This is a genomic window from Pseudomonas sp. ZY71, assembly GCF_036542145.1.
Classification (GTDB): Bacteria; Pseudomonadota; Gammaproteobacteria; order Pseudomonadales; family Pseudomonadaceae; genus Aquipseudomonas; species Aquipseudomonas koreensis_A.
In genome coordinates, this window is record NZ_CP144274.1 from 2,527,876 (window position 1) to 2,544,882 (window position 17,007).

General features: G+C 58.6%; 15 protein-coding genes and 2 pseudogenes. 11 read left to right on the forward strand and 6 right to left on the reverse strand.

Annotated features, from left to right (window positions below; all coding sequences use genetic code 11):
* Positions 1 to 185 precede the first annotated feature (185 nt).
* From VY732_RS11245 to ligD, 4 genes are all read left to right on the forward strand, one after another.
* Positions 186 to 956, forward strand: a complete 771-nt coding sequence (locus VY732_RS11245; protein ID WP_077572191.1) for a tellurite resistance TerB family protein — start codon at positions 186 to 188, stop codon at positions 954 to 956.
* Between the two features lie 162 nt (positions 957 to 1,118).
* Entirely contained in the window at positions 1,119 to 2,495 is a 1,377-nt protein-coding gene (locus VY732_RS11250) for an iron-containing redox enzyme family protein (protein ID WP_331695423.1), read from the forward strand.
* Positions 2,496 to 2,506: 11 nt separating this feature from the next.
* Positions 2,507 to 3,460: a methyltransferase gene (locus tag VY732_RS11255; protein ID WP_212622437.1), complete on the forward strand. Its 954-nt coding sequence runs from the start codon at positions 2,507 to 2,509 to the stop codon at positions 3,458 to 3,460.
* A gap of 17 nt (positions 3,461 to 3,477) precedes the next feature.
* Entirely contained in the window at positions 3,478 to 6,069 is a 2,592-nt protein-coding gene (gene ligD, locus VY732_RS11260) for a DNA ligase D (RefSeq protein WP_331695424.1), read from the forward strand.
* On the opposite strand, the gene VY732_RS11265 is transcribed toward ligD, so the two are convergent.
* From VY732_RS11265 to sodC, 3 genes are all read right to left on the reverse strand, one after another.
* On the reverse strand, positions 6,070 to 6,471 hold the full coding sequence (locus tag VY732_RS11265; RefSeq protein WP_176091710.1) for a hypothetical protein: 402 nt from the start codon (positions 6,469 to 6,471) through the stop codon (positions 6,070 to 6,072).
* An 80-nt stretch (positions 6,472 to 6,551) separates the two neighbouring features.
* Positions 6,552 to 6,866 carry a DUF2388 domain-containing protein gene (locus tag VY732_RS11270; protein ID WP_016983279.1) on the reverse strand — a complete coding sequence of 105 codons (315 nt, stop codon included), beginning with the start codon at positions 6,864 to 6,866 and terminating at the stop codon, positions 6,552 to 6,554.
* Between the two features lie 159 nt (positions 6,867 to 7,025).
* Positions 7,026 to 7,547 carry a superoxide dismutase [Cu-Zn] SodC gene (gene sodC / locus VY732_RS11275; RefSeq protein WP_331695425.1) on the reverse strand — a complete coding sequence of 174 codons (522 nt, stop codon included), beginning with the start codon at positions 7,545 to 7,547 and terminating at the stop codon, positions 7,026 to 7,028.
* Between the two features lie 305 nt (positions 7,548 to 7,852).
* Here sodC and VY732_RS29945 point away from each other — a divergent pair.
* A pseudogene (locus VY732_RS29945) lies at positions 7,853 to 8,500 on the forward strand (methyl-accepting chemotaxis protein); the annotation flags it as partial.
* A gap of 312 nt (positions 8,501 to 8,812) precedes the next feature.
* A pseudogene (locus tag VY732_RS29950) lies at positions 8,813 to 9,406 on the forward strand (methyl-accepting chemotaxis protein); the annotation flags it as partial.
* A gap of 141 nt (positions 9,407 to 9,547) precedes the next feature.
* Here VY732_RS29950 and VY732_RS11285 read toward each other — a convergent pair.
* On the reverse strand, positions 9,548 to 9,979 hold the full coding sequence (locus tag VY732_RS11285; protein ID WP_038369331.1) for a nuclear transport factor 2 family protein: 432 nt from the start codon (positions 9,977 to 9,979) through the stop codon (positions 9,548 to 9,550).
* A 470-nt stretch (positions 9,980 to 10,449) separates the two neighbouring features.
* Between VY732_RS11285 and mqo the strand changes: the two genes are divergently transcribed.
* A complete protein-coding gene (mqo, locus tag VY732_RS11290) occupies positions 10,450 to 12,096 on the forward strand; it encodes a malate dehydrogenase (quinone) (protein WP_331695427.1) in 1,647 nt (548 codons plus the stop codon).
* A gap of 82 nt (positions 12,097 to 12,178) precedes the next feature.
* On the opposite strand, the gene VY732_RS11295 is transcribed toward mqo, so the two are convergent.
* Complete coding sequence (locus VY732_RS11295; protein WP_331695428.1) at positions 12,179 to 13,435, reverse strand: hypothetical protein; 1,257 nt, start codon at positions 13,433 to 13,435, stop codon at positions 12,179 to 12,181.
* Between the two features lie 169 nt (positions 13,436 to 13,604).
* Positions 13,605 to 14,033 carry a nuclear transport factor 2 family protein gene (locus tag VY732_RS11300; protein WP_331695429.1) on the reverse strand — a complete coding sequence of 143 codons (429 nt, stop codon included), beginning with the start codon at positions 14,031 to 14,033 and terminating at the stop codon, positions 13,605 to 13,607.
* Positions 14,034 to 14,152: 119 nt separating this feature from the next.
* On the opposite strand from VY732_RS11300, the gene VY732_RS11305 reads away from it, so the two are divergent.
* The 4 genes from VY732_RS11305 to VY732_RS11320 all read left to right on the forward strand — a co-directional run bounded on the left by VY732_RS11305 (position 14,153) and on the right by VY732_RS11320 (position 16,918).
* A complete protein-coding gene (locus VY732_RS11305; RefSeq protein WP_116031257.1) occupies positions 14,153 to 14,383 on the forward strand; it encodes a hypothetical protein in 231 nt (76 codons plus the stop codon).
* Positions 14,384 to 14,471: 88 nt separating this feature from the next.
* A complete protein-coding gene (locus tag VY732_RS11310; protein WP_331695430.1) occupies positions 14,472 to 14,918 on the forward strand; it encodes an NUDIX hydrolase in 447 nt (148 codons plus the stop codon).
* Between the two features lie 121 nt (positions 14,919 to 15,039).
* Complete coding sequence (locus VY732_RS11315; RefSeq protein ID WP_331695431.1) at positions 15,040 to 16,251, forward strand: helix-turn-helix domain-containing protein; 1,212 nt, start codon at positions 15,040 to 15,042, stop codon at positions 16,249 to 16,251.
* A gap of 31 nt (positions 16,252 to 16,282) precedes the next feature.
* Positions 16,283 to 16,918 carry a Vgb family protein gene (locus VY732_RS11320; RefSeq protein ID WP_123593929.1) on the forward strand — a complete coding sequence of 212 codons (636 nt, stop codon included), beginning with the start codon at positions 16,283 to 16,285 and terminating at the stop codon, positions 16,916 to 16,918.
* Positions 16,919 to 17,007: the final 89 nt, after the last annotated feature.

The following is a 17,007-nucleotide window of genomic DNA, read 5'->3' on the forward strand; positions in this document are numbered from 1 at the left end:
GTTGCAGCTATCGACCGGTCTGGCCGGGATAAGGTTCACCATTGATCAATCTTAGCTGGCCGGCGAAAAAATACGCGGGCGAAATCCGCCAGACCCTTGGGTGTCAGCCAAACGGTGCTGGCGCTATGGCTTAAGGGGACTATCGTTGCCAGACGCAGTCACTGCCAATGCTTGAGGATGACGTCATGAACACCAGCGATTTGCTTGAAAAACTGCTGCGAGGCCAGGCCTCGACCGGCCAACAATCTTCAGCGTCTGCCGGCGATGGTTTGGGTGGTTTGGGTGGGTTGCTGGGTGGACTGCTCGGTGGCGGCTCGGGCGCGGCCAGCGGCGGCGGATCTGCCGGTGGACTTGGCGGCTTGGGCGGCTTGCTCGGTGGTTTGCTCGGCGGCGGTGCCGGTGGTGGTCTTGGCGGCGCCTTGGGTGGGGCGCTGGGTGGCGGTGGCGGCACGCAAAGCCGCTCCGGCGGCACCAACTATGCGGCGCTGGCATCGCTAGGGATGATGGCGTTTCAGGCGTATCAGGCCTGGCAACGCAGCCAGGCCAGCGCGGCCCCGCAACAGATTCCCCAGACCGCGAATCTCCTTGCAGGCCCGGACATCGAAGAACACAGCCACGCGGTGCTTCGTGCGTTGATCGCGGCGGCGAAGGCTGACGGTGAGATCGACGCCCGGGAACAACAGTTGATCAATGGGGAAATCAGCAAACACACCGACGACCCACAATTGCAGCAATGGTTTGAGGACGAAGTCTCGAAACCGCTGGACGCCAACGAAGTCGCGCAGGCGGCCAAAGGCGATCCGGCCATGGCCGCTGAAATGTATCTGGTCAGCGTAATCCTCGTGGACGACCAGCAGGACGCCGAGCGCAGTTATCTTGATGAGCTGGCAGCAGCCTTGCAGATCGATCCGGACTTGCAGGTGCATCTGGAACAGCAGGCCAAAGGTCAGGCCTGAAGTCACGTTAAAAAATCATTGCCACCAGCAGCTCCGCCAAGGAGCTGCTTCGCCGTCCGTCCGGGCAATTTTCACGTCGATTGAATTTTTCGCAGGCGCCGCCTCTCTGCTGCTGTAGAGGCGTGTGGAACAGCGTCCTGCCAACCGACCGAGAACTTTGCCATGACTGTCCTGACACACCTGCAGGCTGCGCCTGCCCAACCGCATCTTATGAATGCCGCCGGGAATATCCGGCAGGTCTATGAAGCGTTGTTGCGTGATGACAATCCCCTCGACCTTGCGCGGGCGTTTTTGCAGGAGCAACTGCAACACGCCGCGCCACTCTCCGATTCCCTGCCCGAAGATCCCACGACCTGGCACGCCTGGGTGGCCGAACATTGCGCCGATGTCGCCCGGCAATATGCCGACTATCTGCAGCAGCGCAAGGCCGGCGGGCCTCGGCAATTCTTCCGGGGCAAGGCGCAGGCGCTGTATTTCCTGCAAGCGGTGGCCCCCACCAAACTGGTTGACGGCGCTTGGCTCCATGGTCTGTTGCCGCGCTGGCAGGACCCGCGTTTCCAGGGTCTGCTGCGAACCTTTCTGGAAGAGCTGGGCGAGGGCAATCCGGCGCAAAACCATGTGGTGATCTACCGCAAACTGCTCGCCGAGCACGACTTGCAGGACAGTGCTGCCATCGACGATGAACGCTACCTGCAAGGCGCGATACAACTAGCCCTCGGTGTCTGTGGCGCTGATTACCTGCCCGAGGTGATCGGCTACAACCTCGGCTACGAACAGCTGCCGTTGCATCTGTTGATCAGCAGTTACGAACTCAGTGAGCTAGGCATCGACCCGTACTATTTCACCCTGCACGTAACCATCGACAATGCCAGCACTGGCCATGCGCAAAAAGCCGTGCAAGCGGCGCTCGATCTACTACCGCTTGAGGCCGATCGCGGGGAATTTCTGCGTCGGGTAGCGCTGGGCTATCGACTCAACGATCTGGGGCAGGGCAGTCGCGCGATCATCGAAGGTTTCGACCTTGAGCACGAATTGCTGGCGATGTTTGAGCGCAAATGCCCATTCGCCCAGCACATGCATTCCGATTACTGCCGCTTCGAAGGGCAGACCGTCAATCAGTGGCTGGCTGCACCGGAGCAATTGCCCGGATTTCTGCAGGCATTGCAGAACAAAGGCTGGATCAAACGCCACGAAGACCCGCAGGCCAGTCGTTTTTGGCAACTGATCGCGGGCGACGGTGCGGCGATGTTTGGCGTGTTCAATGCCTATGAAAAGCAACTTGTGCACGACTGGATTGCGGGTGACTGGACCTCTGCGGATAAAACGAAACCCGCTCGACGGCACAGTCAGACCGCAGCGGCCATCGAAGGGCTTGAACAGGATCCCGATGTACAGGCACTCGACGCCGCGCTGCAAGGTCAGGACGGCTTGGCGCAAATGGCGATTCTGATCCCCTGGCTCGCACCGGCCCGCCATGCACACCCCGCCGGACTGCTCGCCACCCGGCGCTTTATCGAACTCAAATCCCGCTTGCCTTAAGGACATCACCGATGAATCAGGAAGAACAACTCTGCCCCAACGATCTCGTGCTGCTGCAATTGGGCCGACGCTTGGTGGCAGACGGGTATCGGTTCATCACCCCGACGCCGTTGACCCACCAGCGGGTCAACCAGCGTGACGAGGGCCAGATGGCCGACTCTTTGCGCGATGTGTTCGGCTGGTCGCGGCCATTCGCGCCGGGGTTGTTGTCGGCCGATGAACAGCGGCAACTGCAAGATGCGCAGGTCATTGATAATTACGAAGGCCACCTGAAGAGTAGGGTGCGCTGGTCAAGTCTGGATGATTTGCTGTTCGTCCATTCGGCATTCCCCACCGAGGCGGCTGACGCGGTGTTTTTTGGCCCCGACACCTACCGTTTTGCGCAACTGATCCACGCCCACCTGCAACAGAACTTTGCGCCGATTCATCGCGCGGTGGACATCGGCTGTGGGGCTGGCGTCGGTGCGATCCTGATCGGCCGTGCCCGTCGCGAGGCAGAGGTGCTGGCGCTGGACATTAACCCTGCAGCGCTGCGTTTGACCGCGATCAACGCGGCGCTGGCGGAAGTTGCCAACGTCGACGTACGCGCCAGTGATCTGTTGCAGGGCGTCGAGGGCGAGTTCGATCTGATTGTCGCCAACCCTCCGTACATGGCTGATCCGGCAGAACGCGCCTATCGCCATGGCGGCGGGACGCTGGGAGCAGGACTCTCACTGCGCATCGTCGAACAGGCCTTGAATCGACTGGCGCCGGGCGGCTCGCTGCTGCTCTACACCGGCGTGGCGATGGTCGATGGTCGCGATCCTTTTCTCGACACCGTGCTACCGCGACTGGATGAAAAACGCTTCGGCTGGACTTACCGCGAACTTGATCCGGATGTCTTTGGCGAAGAACTGCTCAACCCCGGCTATCAACGGGTCGACCGCATCGCGGTGGTGGCGCTGACCGTGACGCGGATTGGCTGAAACAAGGCAGGTGGACGATGAACAGGAACCTCGACGACTACAACCGCATGCGCGATTTTTCAGCGACGTCGGAACCGGCCGCCGTCAAGCGCTCGGGACGTAAAACCGCCGCCGAGCATGCTTTGCAGTTCTGCATTCAGAAGCACGACGCATCGCACCTGCATTACGACTTTCGCCTGGAACTCGATGGCGCACTGAAAAGCTGGGCGGTACCGAAAGGGCCGTCGCTCGACCCCAAGGTCAAGCGTCTGGCGGTGCATGTCGAGGATCATCCGCTCGATTACGCGACATTTGAAGGCAGCATTCCCGAAGGGCATTACGGCGCCGGGGATGTGATCGTCTGGGATCGTGGCGTGTGGATTCCGCTGGAAGATCCGCACAAGGCCTACGAAAAGGGCAAGCTCAAGTTCGAGCTGCAAGGCGAAAAGCTCGGCGGTGTCTGGAACCTTGTGCGCACGCACATGCCGGGCAAGAAGGAACAATGGTTTCTGATCAAGCATCAGGACGATGCCGCGCGGCCGCAGGATGATTACGACGTGCTGCTGGCCGAACCGGACAGTGTCCTGAGCGAACGCACGATAGTGGGCAAACCCAAACTGGCCGCCGAGCAAAGCAAACCACTGAAAAAGCCCCCGTCCAAGACGCGCAAAGCCGCGACCGGCAAGCTCACCGGCGCGCACAAGGCCAAACTGCCGACGCAACTCAAGCCGGAACTGGCCACGCTGGTCGACAGCGCACCGGAAGGGCAGTGGAGTTACGAGATCAAATTCGACGGCTACCGGATCATGGCGCGCATTGATCACGATCAGGTGCAACTGTTCACCCGCAACGGACATGACTGGACGCACAAGTTGCCGCAACAAGCCAAAGCAGTGGCCGCGCTGGGGCTGGAATCCGCATGGCTGGACGGGGAAATGGTCGTCGCCAACGAACAGGGCGTACCGGACTTTCAGGCCCTGCAAAATGCTTTCGAGGCCGGGCGCAGCGGCAACATCCTCTACTACCTGTTTGATCTGCCTTATCTCAACGGTGTCGACCTGCGTGAAGTGCCAGTTGAAGAGCGGCGCGCCGCGCTGGCCACGGTGCTCGGCAGTCATGAGCAACCCTTGTTGCGTTTCTCCGAAGCCTTCGACGAAACCCCGGATGCACTGCTCAACAGCGCCTGCCAGATGCAGATGGAAGGCCTGATCGGCAAACGCCTCGGCTCGCCGTATGTGTCGCGGCGCAGCGGTGACTGGATCAAGCTCAAGTGCAAACATCGTCAGGAGTTTGTGATCGTCGGTTACACCGATCCGAAAGGTTCGCGCAGTGCTTTCGGTGCCTTGTTGCTGGGGCTGCATGATCGCGACAGCTGCGAGTTGCGCTACGCCGGCAAGGTCGGCACCGGTTTCAACGAGTCGACGTTGAAAAGCATTCTGACCCAGCTCAAACCGTTGCAGGTGAAGAAGCCGGCGGTGGTCAATCCACCCAGTGGTTTCGAGGTCAAAGGCGTGCACTGGCTCAAGCCGAAACTGCTGGCGGAAGTCGCATTCGCGGAAATGACCCAGGACGGTTCGGTACGCCACGCCGTGTTCCATGGCTTGCGCGATGACAAACCAGCCAAGGGCATCACAGAGGAGCGAGCGAAACCGGTGAAGACTGCAGAGAAAAAAACCGCCACGAAAAAACCGCCGAAAAAAGCCCCGGCGAGCAATCCGGATACCGCGCCGTCACAGCTCGGACTGGCCAACGGCAAAGTGCGCATCACGCACCCGGATCGGGTGATCGACACGGTCAGCGGCACCACCAAGATGCAACTGGCCGAGTACTACGCCAGCGTCGCCGAATGGATCCTGCCGCAGCTCAAGGATCGTCCGGTCGCGCTGGTGCGTGCCCCGGACGGCATCGCCGGCGAACTGTTCTTCCAGAAAAACGCCGAACGCCTGGCGATCCCCGGCATCACCACGCTGGACAAGGACGTTACCGGGCAGCCGGTGATGTTGATCAACAACGCCGAAGCGCTGATCGGCGCGGTGCAGATGAGCACGGTCGAACTGCACACCTGGAACGCGACCACGGTCGATCTGGACAAGCCCGATCGCTTCGTTCTCGACCTTGACCCGGATCCGGCGCTGCCGTGGAAAAGCATGGTCGAAGCGACGGCGCTGACATTGACCGTGCTCAATGAGCTTGGCCTCAAGGCATTCCTCAAAACCAGCGGCGGCAAGGGTATTCACCTGGTCGTACCGCTGACCCGCAAACTCGGCTGGGACGAAGTAAAGGACTTTAGCCACGCTATCGTCAGTCATATTGCCAAGCTGTTGCCGGAGCGCTTTTCGGCGGTGTCCGGGCCGAAAAATCGCGTCGGGCGGATCTTCATCGATTACCTGCGCAACGGACTGGGCGCCACCACCATCTGCGCTTACGCCGCGCGCACCCGCGAAGGTCTGCCGGTGTCGGTGCCGCTGTTTCGCGAGGAAGTCGCCGAGATCAAGGGCGGCAATCAGTGGAACGTGCATAACGTTCACCAGCGGCTGGCCGAGGTCGGTGACGAGCCTTGGGCAGACATGAAGAAAACCCGCCAGAGCATTACCGCCGAGATGCGTAAACGCTTGGGGCTGAAAAAGTGATCAGGTGTCGCGCAGCAAGTCGTGGGCGTTGAGCAGTTCGAAAGCGATCTCCGGGCGATTTTCCAGTCCGCGGCGAATGGCCGCCGGAATCGCTGCGCGGGTCTTGCGGCACAGGCCCGGTAACTCGTCGATCTGAATGGCAATGCCGCGCATGGTGCGCACTTCGTTGAAACCGGGGGCGACGTCGACGCGAACGCCCAGTTGCTCGAACATCCGCTGTTGCAGATGCTTGAGATCATTCAGGTCTTTGAGCATTTCGAGGCGAGCGAGCAGGCGTTTTTCTTCCTCTCGTGTCAGGCGCAGGATGCGCAGATCTGCGCCGGGCATTTCCAGCAACGGGTCGCGCCCGCAATTGCAGGCGCCGGGCGGGCAGGGTGAGCGCAAGGGCACAGAAGTCGTCATGGCCTCCATCATAGAGGCCGTCGGACAGTTTTGCCTATGCGCCGTCAGCGGCCATCCATCGGCTGCTTTATCCGTGACGGCTACTGATTCAGGCCTTCGTAATGCACCAGAATCGCGTTGGCCAGATCTTCATCGCTGGCGTTGATGCCAGGATTGTCCTGGCGAACCTGTTGCAGTACCGATTCAAGATAAACCCCACGAATGGCCCCGCCACTGGCGACAAATGCAGACAAGTCGTCACGGGCTGGAATCACCATTTTGTGATCCTTGAAGGTCGAGTACAGCGACGCGGAGACACCGGCCGAGGTGGCGACATCACCCGCATCGACGCGGGCCAACGCCGAACCGACGGGCAGGCATAAGAGTAAAGAAGAAACGAGCACTAACTTGCGCATGACGGTGTTCCTCCACAAGCGCGAAGCAAAAAGGGAAGGATTACATAATGTGAGAGGGGCGCACGCGGCGGGAGTTCCGTGGAGCGGGAAAGTCTGCGTTATTGCGAGACAGACGCGGGCAACGCCATGGCGGGCTGCCCGGGTTTATGTCATGAGGGTTCAGATCACCCCGCACGCCATGCGATCACCGCCACCGCCCAGCGGTTTGGGCATGTCGGCGTGGTTGTCGCCGCCGGCGTGAATCATCAGCGCGTGGCCCTTCACCTCGGAGATCTTTTTCAGGCGCGGAGCCAGTACCGGGTAATTGGCGACGCCGTCTGCCGTCACGTAAACCGCCGGAAGGTCTCCCAAATGACCATCAGCGTAGGGGCCGAGGTGCTTGCCGGTTTTCTGCGGGTCGAAATGACCGCCCGCGGCCAGCGCAGCACCTTTCACGCCATCCTTCATGCCGGCCTCAAAACTGGCGTTTTCATGCACGTGGAAGCCATGCACGCCGGCCGGCAGGGATTTCAGATCGGGCGTGAACAACAGGCCATAGGCGGTTTCACTGATAGTGACCGAGCCGATCGCCTGCGGCGCGCCGTCAGCGCTGACCAGATTGATGGCGACTTTTTCCGTCGCCGCGTGTGCGGCGCCGATGGCGAAGGTGCCGAGCAAACCCAACCACAATGCGCGTTTCATAGGCGTTTCCTTTTGCTGTACGAATGTTCAGAGCGACGGACTCAATAGCCTGACGGCATTAACCGGCGATGAAGGCGTTGGCCGTGCGCGTTGAAAAGTGAGACTTGCTGCGCAATCCGAAAGTTTTGCTGCCTTTAGCCAGCATGCCGACACCTGCTGACACGCTATGGCGCGGCAGACCTGCGCAAATAGGCTTAACTGAAGGCTGACAAGCGCTTACGGGCGTAACGAGAGAGGAAAATCCGGTGTCGATCAAACTGCGTTTAGTGTTGCTGATTGTGACAAGTCTGCTGACGGCGTTGATCGTGAGTCTGGTCAGTTACGTCGGCAACCAGCGGATGGCCTCGGCGGTCAGCGACAACGCGGTCAGCATGAGCGCGCTGCGCAACCACATGGAAGCCGACATGATGCACGACGCCCTGCGCGCCGATGTCTACTCGGCGATGCTGGTCGGGCTGGGCAAAAGCACCAACACGGCGAGCGAGGTGCGCGATTCGATCAACGAGCATGCCGGGCATTTTCGTGAGGTGCTCGAGGAGAACCTCAAGCTGCCGATCAACCCGACATTGCGCACGGCGCTGGAGCAGATCAAACCGAGCCTCGATACCTACATCAACGCGGGCGAGCGGATCGTCGGGTTGGCGCTAGACAATCCTGATGCCGCTCAACAGGAACTGGGCACCTTCAACACGGTGTTTGGCCAGCTGGAAGAGCAAATGGCTGCGTTGAGCGAGTTGATCGAGACCAATACGCAGCAGACCAGCGCAGCAACCGAATCAGCCATCCGCAGTGCCAACGTCGCGCTCGGCGTGGTGTTGATTGCCAGTCTGGTGCTGCTCTTGATCCAGGGGCGCTGGGTCATTCTGAGCATCATGGGGCCGTTGAAAACTGCCAGTCGCATCGCCGAAAGCATCGCCCACGGCAACCTCAGCGAGCCGATCGCCGAGCCGTCCGGCAAGGACGAAGCCAGTGTCTTGATTCGCACATTGGCGACCATGCAACGCGACTTGCGCAACATGATCGATGTGGTGCGGCGCAATGCTCACGGTGTCAGTGGCATGAGCGAACAGCTCAGCCACGGCTGCCATCAGGTCGCCGACAGCAGCCAGCAGCAAAGCGTGGCTGCCGGCACCATGGCCGCCGCCGCCAGCCAGATGACCGCGAGCATCGAGGAAATCACCCGCCACGCCGAACGTGCCCTGAGCATGGCCAATCAAGCCGAAACCCTGGCCAAGGAGGGCGGTGGTGTGATTCATCAAGTGGTCAGCGACATGGACGATATCGCCCGATCAGCCCAACAGTCGGCACAGGTGATCCGCACGCTGGATCAGGAATCCGAAGCCATTTTCAACATCATTCAGGTGATCAAGAGCATTGCCGACCAGACCAATCTGCTGGCGCTCAACGCCGCCATTGAAGCGGCTCGGGCCGGCGAGCAGGGAAGGGGGTTTGCGGTGGTGGCGGATGAAGTGCGTAGTCTGGCGGCACGCACCAGCGCTTCTACCCAGGAAATCGCCGCGATGGTCGCGCGCATTCAGCACAGCACCCGCGAGGCGGTCAGCAGCATGGAGGCGGGTGTCGCGCAGGTCGACAAGGGCATGGCGGTGACGGCGGATGTCGAGAGGGCCATCCGCGAAATCCTCGAGGCGACGTTGAGCACGACGCAACTGGTCAACGACATCACCCGCACGATTGGCGAGCAGAGTCAGGCCAGTAACGAGATTGCCCATCAGGTGGAAATGATTGCCGGGATGTCCGAGGGCAATAGCCGGGTGATCGGGCAAACGGCGAATACCACCGATGAGTTGTCGAGCCTGGCGGGGCAGTTGGCGCAGTCGGTGGATCGGTTTCGGTTGTAACCAGAAAGATGTGTAGTGCCTGGGCTGCCGCCTTCGCGAGCAGGCTCGCTCCCACCTTTGGAATGCGTTCCCCTGTGGGAGCGAGCCTGCTCGCGAAGAGGGCAGCCCAGTCAACATCTATTCAGAGTCAGTTAACCCCGATCAAAACTTGAACGCCTGCCGCCCCACCAGCAACCACTTGCCGTCCTGCTTCTGCCAGATCTGGAAATTCTCGATCTCGGTCGGCACCACCTCGGTCCCCTTCAACGCCTGTGCGGAAAAGTGGTGGCGTACCAGCGCGGTATCGCCGGACAGGGTGATGGTCTGGTTCTGCATCTCTAGCGTCTTGAAGGCGCTCTTGCCGGTTTCAATGTCGGCGATGAATTCTTTCTTGTCCTGAATCTTGCCGCTGGAATGGCCGTAGGTCAGGTTAGGCGCGGTGAGGGCGTTCAGTTCGGCGATGTCTTTGTGCAGCATCGCCTGGGTCAGATGATCCACCGCTTGGGCGACATCTTTTTCCGCCGGGGCCGATGCGGCCATGGCGTAACCGTTGAAGGCACAGAGAAAGCCGATCAGGAGTCGGGTCTTGGTCATGACATGTGTTTCCTTGTTGTTATGAGTGATGACTGCTTTGTCAGTCATCGTACAACCTAGCAGATAATGAATAGATAAGGCACTGCTCCAAAACGCTAATCGTCGGGGTCATGTTCAGCTTTCATCTGCCGATACCGTCCAGAGCGGAAAAAGACTCTCAAGTCGGGAACAGACGCGCGGGTTTGCCCTGACGTGATATTCTTCGCGCCAACTTGGTTTGACCTTATTCAGTTTGCTTGCCTTCGGGCGGGCCGACGGAATCCCTGTCGCTCAAGTAGCTGAGCCAATAATGATAAGAAGTCAGTTCAGAAGGGACATTAACTGAGGTCGATGCAGCATGTCGGCCTTGTGTGCCCACCCGTCAAAATTGAAGTGTGCCGGAATCTGCGACGCTAGCCTGAGCGTCATCAAAGCGGATCGCATACTGATAACAGCGGCGGGCGGAAGGCGTTTTATCATAGGTGCAACAGATGTTTAAAAAAGTGAACACAGCCCTGCTGGGTCTGGCTTTGGCGATGGGGATGACATCCGCCAATGCTGACGAAGCAAAGAAAGTCGACGTCCTGCTGATCGGCGGCGGCATCATGAGCACCACCCTCGGTGTGTGGATCAATGAGCTGGAGCCAAGCTGGTCGATGGAAATGGTCGAGCGCCTCGACGGCGTCGCCCTCGAAAGCTCCAACGGCTGGAACAACGCCGGTACCGGTCACTCGGCACTCGCTGAGCTGAACTACACCCCGGAAGACGACAAAGGCAACGTGACGATCCCGAAAGCCGTCGAGATCAACGAAGCGTTCCAGGTCTCCCGTCAGTTCTGGGCCTGGCAGGTTCAGCAAGGCGTTCTGAAGAACCCTCGCTCGTTCATCAACACCACTCCGCACATGAGCTTTGTGTGGGGCGATGACAACATCAAGTTCCTGAAAAAGCGCTACGAAGCCCTGCAAGCGAGCCCGCTGTTCGCCGGCATGCAGTACTCCGAAGACCCGGCTGTGATCAAGAAGTGGGTCCCGCTGATGATGGAAGGGCGTGACCCGAACCAGAAAATCGCGGCCACCTGGAGCCCGCTGGGTACCGACATGAACTTCGGCGAAATCACCCGCCAGTTCGCCACGTACCTGCAGACCAAGCCTAACTTCGATCTGAAACTGTCGAGCGAAGTGCAGGACATCACCAAGAATGCCGATGGCACTTGGCGCGTCAGCTACAAAAACCTGAAAGACGGCACTAAAACCGAAACCGACGCCAAGTTCGTCTTCATCGGCGCGGGCGGCGGTGCACTGCACCTGCTGCAGAAGTCGGGCATTCCTGAAGCCAAGGAATACGCTGGCTTCCCGGTCGGTGGTTCGTTCCTGGTGACCGATAACCCGGCCATCGCTGAACAGCACCTGGCCAAGGCCTACGGTAAAGCGTCGGTTGGCGCACCACCGATGTCCGTTCCGCACCTGGACACCCGTGTTCTGGACGGCAAGCGCGTCATCCTGTTTGGCCCATTCGCGACCTTCAGCACCAAGTTCCTGAAAGAAGGCTCGTACCTGGACCTGCTGACCAGCACCACCACCCACAACATCTGGCCTATGACCAAGGTCGGCATCAAGGAATACCCGCTGGTCGAGTACCTTGCTGGCCAACTGATGCTGTCGGATGAAGACCGTCTGAACGCGCTGAAGGAATACTTCCCGAACGCCAAAGCCGAAGACTGGCGCCTGTGGCAAGCCGGCCAACGCGTGCAAATCATCAAGCGTGATGAAGCCGCTGGCGGCGTGCTGAAACTGGGCACCGAAATCGTTGCTGCACAAGACGGCTCCATCGCCGGCCTGCTGGGCGCATCGCCAGGCGCGTCGACCGCTGCTCCGATCATGCTGAGCGTGCTGCAGAAAGTCTTCAAAGACAAAGTAGCTACCCCTGAGTGGCAAACCAAGCTGCACCAGATCGTGCCAAGCTACGGCACTCAGCTGAACAGCGATCCAGCCAAAGTAGCTGCAGAGTGGGCTTACACCGCCAAGATCCTCGAACTGCCGACACCTCCAGTGATCGGTCAGGTGGTTGCTCCGGCTGCACCTGCAGCTGAAAAAGCTGAAGCTCCGAAGGAAAACGCTGCACGTGATATGGCGCTGTAACTAGCCGCCAGATGCACAAAACCCACTGAACCGGCGACGGTCAGTGGGTTTTTTTTGGTCAATGGAGACACGCCATCTAGTACTACTTCCGTGGCAGGAAGAATCTGTCCAGCTCCCTGCACTTTTGGGCAATAAGTTTTTCAAGTTTGATGATAGTAGGTCTACCGATTTCGCGACGCTGTATAATTGATTCGGGGGTGAAATGCTCGTTGAGTATATTTCGGCACGCTTTGTTGTCGATCTTGTCTTCGAAATTAAATAGTGGCACCGAATACATCTTTTGTTCAGTGTCATGAAATGCAGAATATTTTACAGGGTATATCTCATTCAAATCTGCAAGCCGCTTGTCAAGTGTCAAAAGCATTGGGATAAAGAATTTTCCTTTCGATGTATCTGATGCCCAGGTTTCCATCAGTCGAAAAAAATGGAAATCCCAACTAATATTTCTGATCGCAGTAGCAGAGCTGTTCGCTTCCTTAACAAGTTTTGGTACATTTGCCAGGATGAATATAGAGTTGCTGTTCTTGAAGTATTTGTAGCCCACAAGCAACTCTCTTAAGGATATTCCGCCGAGCTCTGAATGCATGATATTAATCAGTGATGTAAATTTTTCGAAAAGGCCTCCCGTCGTACAGTTTTCGATATGTATGATGGACAATATCATGTAGAAATCGAGTTTTTGCCGAGTAACCTGTATGTCGATGAATTTTTTGTCGCCATAGAATTTAGTTATTCTTCGCTCAGCCTCGACTAAGGATTCAGTCTCGCTCATCTTGAACTCCAAATCGGCCGGATCTTCAATGCTGGCTCCTTTCGGGGTTGACGATGAAAAGCGCAGAAAACTGGCAAGCGTCCTTTTTATTTCCGTTTTTCGTTCTTTAAAGTGCTCTGCATTTTCGAACAGGTAAGGCAGCGCGTCGCAATTCAATTGGTTGCTTCTGATGTAATAAAGCGCCTTTGTCACAGCTTCATGATTGTTTTTGATGGGGACGCGTCTCAAAAAACAATCTATTGACCCTACGAAGTTCGAGTCAAGTAATAATGAATAGTCTATTGGGAAGTCGATGGTTTCTTGGGAGTTATGATTGTCCAGTATCTCGTTGCTTATGGCGAGTAGACTTTGGTTCTTGTAAAATTCTTGAAGAAAGGCTGTCGATTTTCCTTCAAATTCTTTTTTCTCAAGACTTTTTGGTAATAGCTTTGAATCGTGATTTTCTATATGCGTAAGTAGCCTTACACCGCGAAGTTCGTGCCTATAGAGTTGCCATAGGGAGAAAATTCGATTGGCGTCTTTTTCGTTAGTGATTTCTTGCAGGATTTTCTGCGATTGAGGATTCATAAGGCCTGACTGTTAGGTTTTTCTGTTGTTGAATTGGTTGGAGGAAGCTTATTGTAGGCTTTCCATTGTAGAGCTGCCGAACTCCATTTAACCGTATGGGATAGGTGCGGTTAATTATTTGTTATCGAATGATCGCACCTTTGTCAGACTTTATATTTGTGGTAGTGCATCAAGCCTTGCTGGCGGTCAAATAGGCCCCAAGCCGCCGGCCCATCTCTTCGCCCAAGGCTTGCAATCCGCTCAGCGGCCGCACCATCACCTCGAACTCGACAATCTTGCCGTTCTCATCAAAGCGAATCATGTCGATGCCTTTCAGCTCCTTCGAACCCACCTTGGCGCTGAACTCCAGAATCACATTCAAGCCATCGGCAGTCGCCAGCTCACGGTGATAGGTGAAGTCTTCAAACACCTCGAACACGGTATTGAGGATCATCGAGACCACTGGCGCGCCCGGATAAGGCGTGTGGGCCATAGGCGAGCGGAACACGGCTTGCGGGTCGAGCAGGCCGGGCAGGGCGCTGAGGTTGCTGGTGCGGATCATTTCGTGCCATTTGCCTAGCGATGCGGCGACGTTGGGTTGCAGGTTCAGGTCGGTCATGTTCACTCCAGGATTTTTCTTGTTGTTGTCGCGACGGCAATGACTCTAGATCAACCTCGCCGAAATTGAACCCTTGTGCCGCGATCTGAATATCGGCCCATGGCCCATGCGGATCAGATGTGCATCTGATCCGTATTTTTTCACTGGATCTGCCTCTGTTACCAGCTCAGTCATCCGCTCAAAATAGCCCCACGGTTCGGCACTCGCGGCAGTTCTTCATCCCGAAGCGCCCAGTGCACCGCAAGCTCAGCATTGAGGAGAGCAACATGAACAAGATGGCGTTTTTTCTGGGTGGCTTTCTGACACTGACCATTCTGATCGGCCTGCTCGCAACGATTTCTCCGGTCTGAGTCGAGCCTTTTACTGTGACGTCCACGGGTGTGTCGCGCAAAGCATGTTTAAATGCCGCGCCCCCACACCTGTAAATGGACTTCAGTCATGGCCGAACACCGCATTCGCGCGCTCGCACTTTGCGTTTTTCATCACAACGGCAAAATTCTGGTTAACGAATTTCGCGACCCGGTCAGCCAGCAAACCTGCTTTCGGCCCGTCGGCGGCGGTATTGAATTTGGCGAGACCAGCGCCGAAGCGATCGTGCGCGAAGTGCAGGAGGAGTTGGGCCTGTCCATGAGTGACGTGCGTCTGCTCGGCACACTCGAAAGCCTCTTCGTCTACAACGGCAAACCGGGACACGAAATTGTCCAGGTATACGACGCGACGTTTGTCGATCAGGGCGTCTACGACCACGCACAGATCGATGGCCATGAAAGCGACGGCGCGCCCTTCACCGCGCGCTGGCATGACAGCTCAAGCTTCAGCGAGCAGGCGCCTTTGGTGCCAAAAGGCTTGCACGATCTGCTGAAGAGCGTCGGATTGCTGGCTTGAGGGTGGGCCCCGCGCTCGACTTCCTGCGTTTCCCGTCCCCTATCAAATGTGCTGCGACGTCGACCGTCCTTCCAGGTATTAGACTCAACTGACGATTCGCTCGCCGGGAGATGAATTTGCCATGGATTCGCTGATCAACGCCGCCGGTCGCGCGCTGTCTGCTGGTGACCCGCTGGGCGCGTTGAATTACGTCGCTCTGCGTGATGACCCGCCGGCGCTGGCCCTGCGCGCAATTGCCATGGCTCAGCTCGGTGATCTGTCCCGCGCCAAGGCGTTATTGCAACGAGCCGTGAAGGCGTTTGGCAACAATGAACCGCTGTCGCGGGCGCGTTGTGTGGTCGCCGAGGCCGAGGTCGCGCTGGCGGCGCGGGATCTGGGCTGGCCGGTGAAAGCGCTGGAGGCGGCGCGGCGGGTCTTGCAGGAGCACGGTGACGGGGTGAACGCGGCGCACGCGCGCTATTTGCAGATTCGCCGGTTGCTGTTGATTGGCGAGCTGGAGGAGGCAGAAACGCTGCTGGCTGAAACTGACCCGGCACCGTTGCCGCCGGCGCTGCGTACCGCTCATGAGTTGATCGCCGCCGGGATTTCCGTGCGTCGAGTCCGGGCGCACAAGGCCCGCGCGGCGCTGGCGCGGGCGCAGGCTGCGGCGCAACAGGCCGGGATCGCCGCACTGAGCGCCGAGGTCGATCAGGCCAGTCACATGCTCGCCGCGCCGGCAGCGCGGCTGATCGTTGCCGGTCAGGCGCAACCGGTGAATCTGGCGCAGGTTGAAGCGCTATTCACCTCGTCGACACTCATCGTCGATGCCTGCCGCTACAGCGTGCGCGGTGCCGGCATGACGGTGGCGCTGGCCACGCGGCCGGTGCTGTTCCGGCTCGTGCGGTTACTCGCGCAAGCCTGGCCGGGCGATGTTGCGCGCGAAACGCTGTTCGTCACAGCCTTTGGTTTTCCCCTCACGGATGAATCGCACCGTGCTCGCTTGCGGGTCGAAATTGGCCGATTGCGTGCGGCACTGAAGCCGCTGGCGAATATCGCCGCAACGCCGAGGGGCTTTGCGCTGGTGGCCGCGGATGTGGCATTGCTGACGCTGCCGGTCGAAGACAAATACGCGGCGTTGCTCGCTTTACTCGCTGACGGCGAGGCCTGGTCGAGTTCGGCGTTGGCACTGGCGTTGGGCAACAGCCAGCGCCAGGTGCAACGTGCCTTGGAGGTTCTGGCGCAGGCGGACAAAGTGCAGGCGTTCGGTGTCGGCCGGGCGCGGCGCTGGATGACGCCGCCGCTGCCGGGTTTCGCGACGATCTTGTTACTCCCGGTGTCGCTGGGCAATGGCTAGGCTGGACCCACACATCCACGAGGAAGTTGCCATGAAACAAGCAAATGCAGAAGTCCTTCGCGAGTACGGTCCTTTTGACGACATCAAGGGCATTCACGGCGTGACATTCGATGGCCAGCAGGTCTGGTTTGCCAGCGACGGTCAACTCAACGCACTGGATCCGGCCAGCGGTGAAACTGTGCGCACGATCAAGGTTGGCGCCGACGGCGGCACCGCTTTTGACGGCAAGCATCTGTACCAGATTGCCGATCGCCACATCCACAAGATCGACCCGGCCACGGGGCGCGTACTGCACACCATTCCGGCCCCCGGTAATGGCGGCGATTCAGGCATGGCCTGGGCGGATGGCTCGTTATGGGTCGGGCAGTATCGCGAGCGCAAGATTCATCAGATTGATCCGCAGACCGGCGAGATCCTGCGCACGCTGGAGTCGAACCGGTTTGTCACCGGGGTGACCTGGGTGGATGGCGGATTGTGGCATGGCACTTGGGAGGGGGATGAGAGTGAGCTGCGACATATCAATCCGCAGGACGGCAAGGTCCTGGAGTCGCTGAAGATGCCGGCGGGGCAGGGCGTTTCGGGTCTGGAGGCTGATGGTGCGGATCGCTTTTATTGCGGTGGCGGCGACAGTGGACGGGTAAGGGCGGTGCGTCGGCCCAAGTCGTGAGGGTGACTGCACCGGCCTCTTCGCGAGCAGGCTCGCTCCCACAGTGATTGCGGGTGAATACACATTTTGTGAACCACTCCAAACCTTGT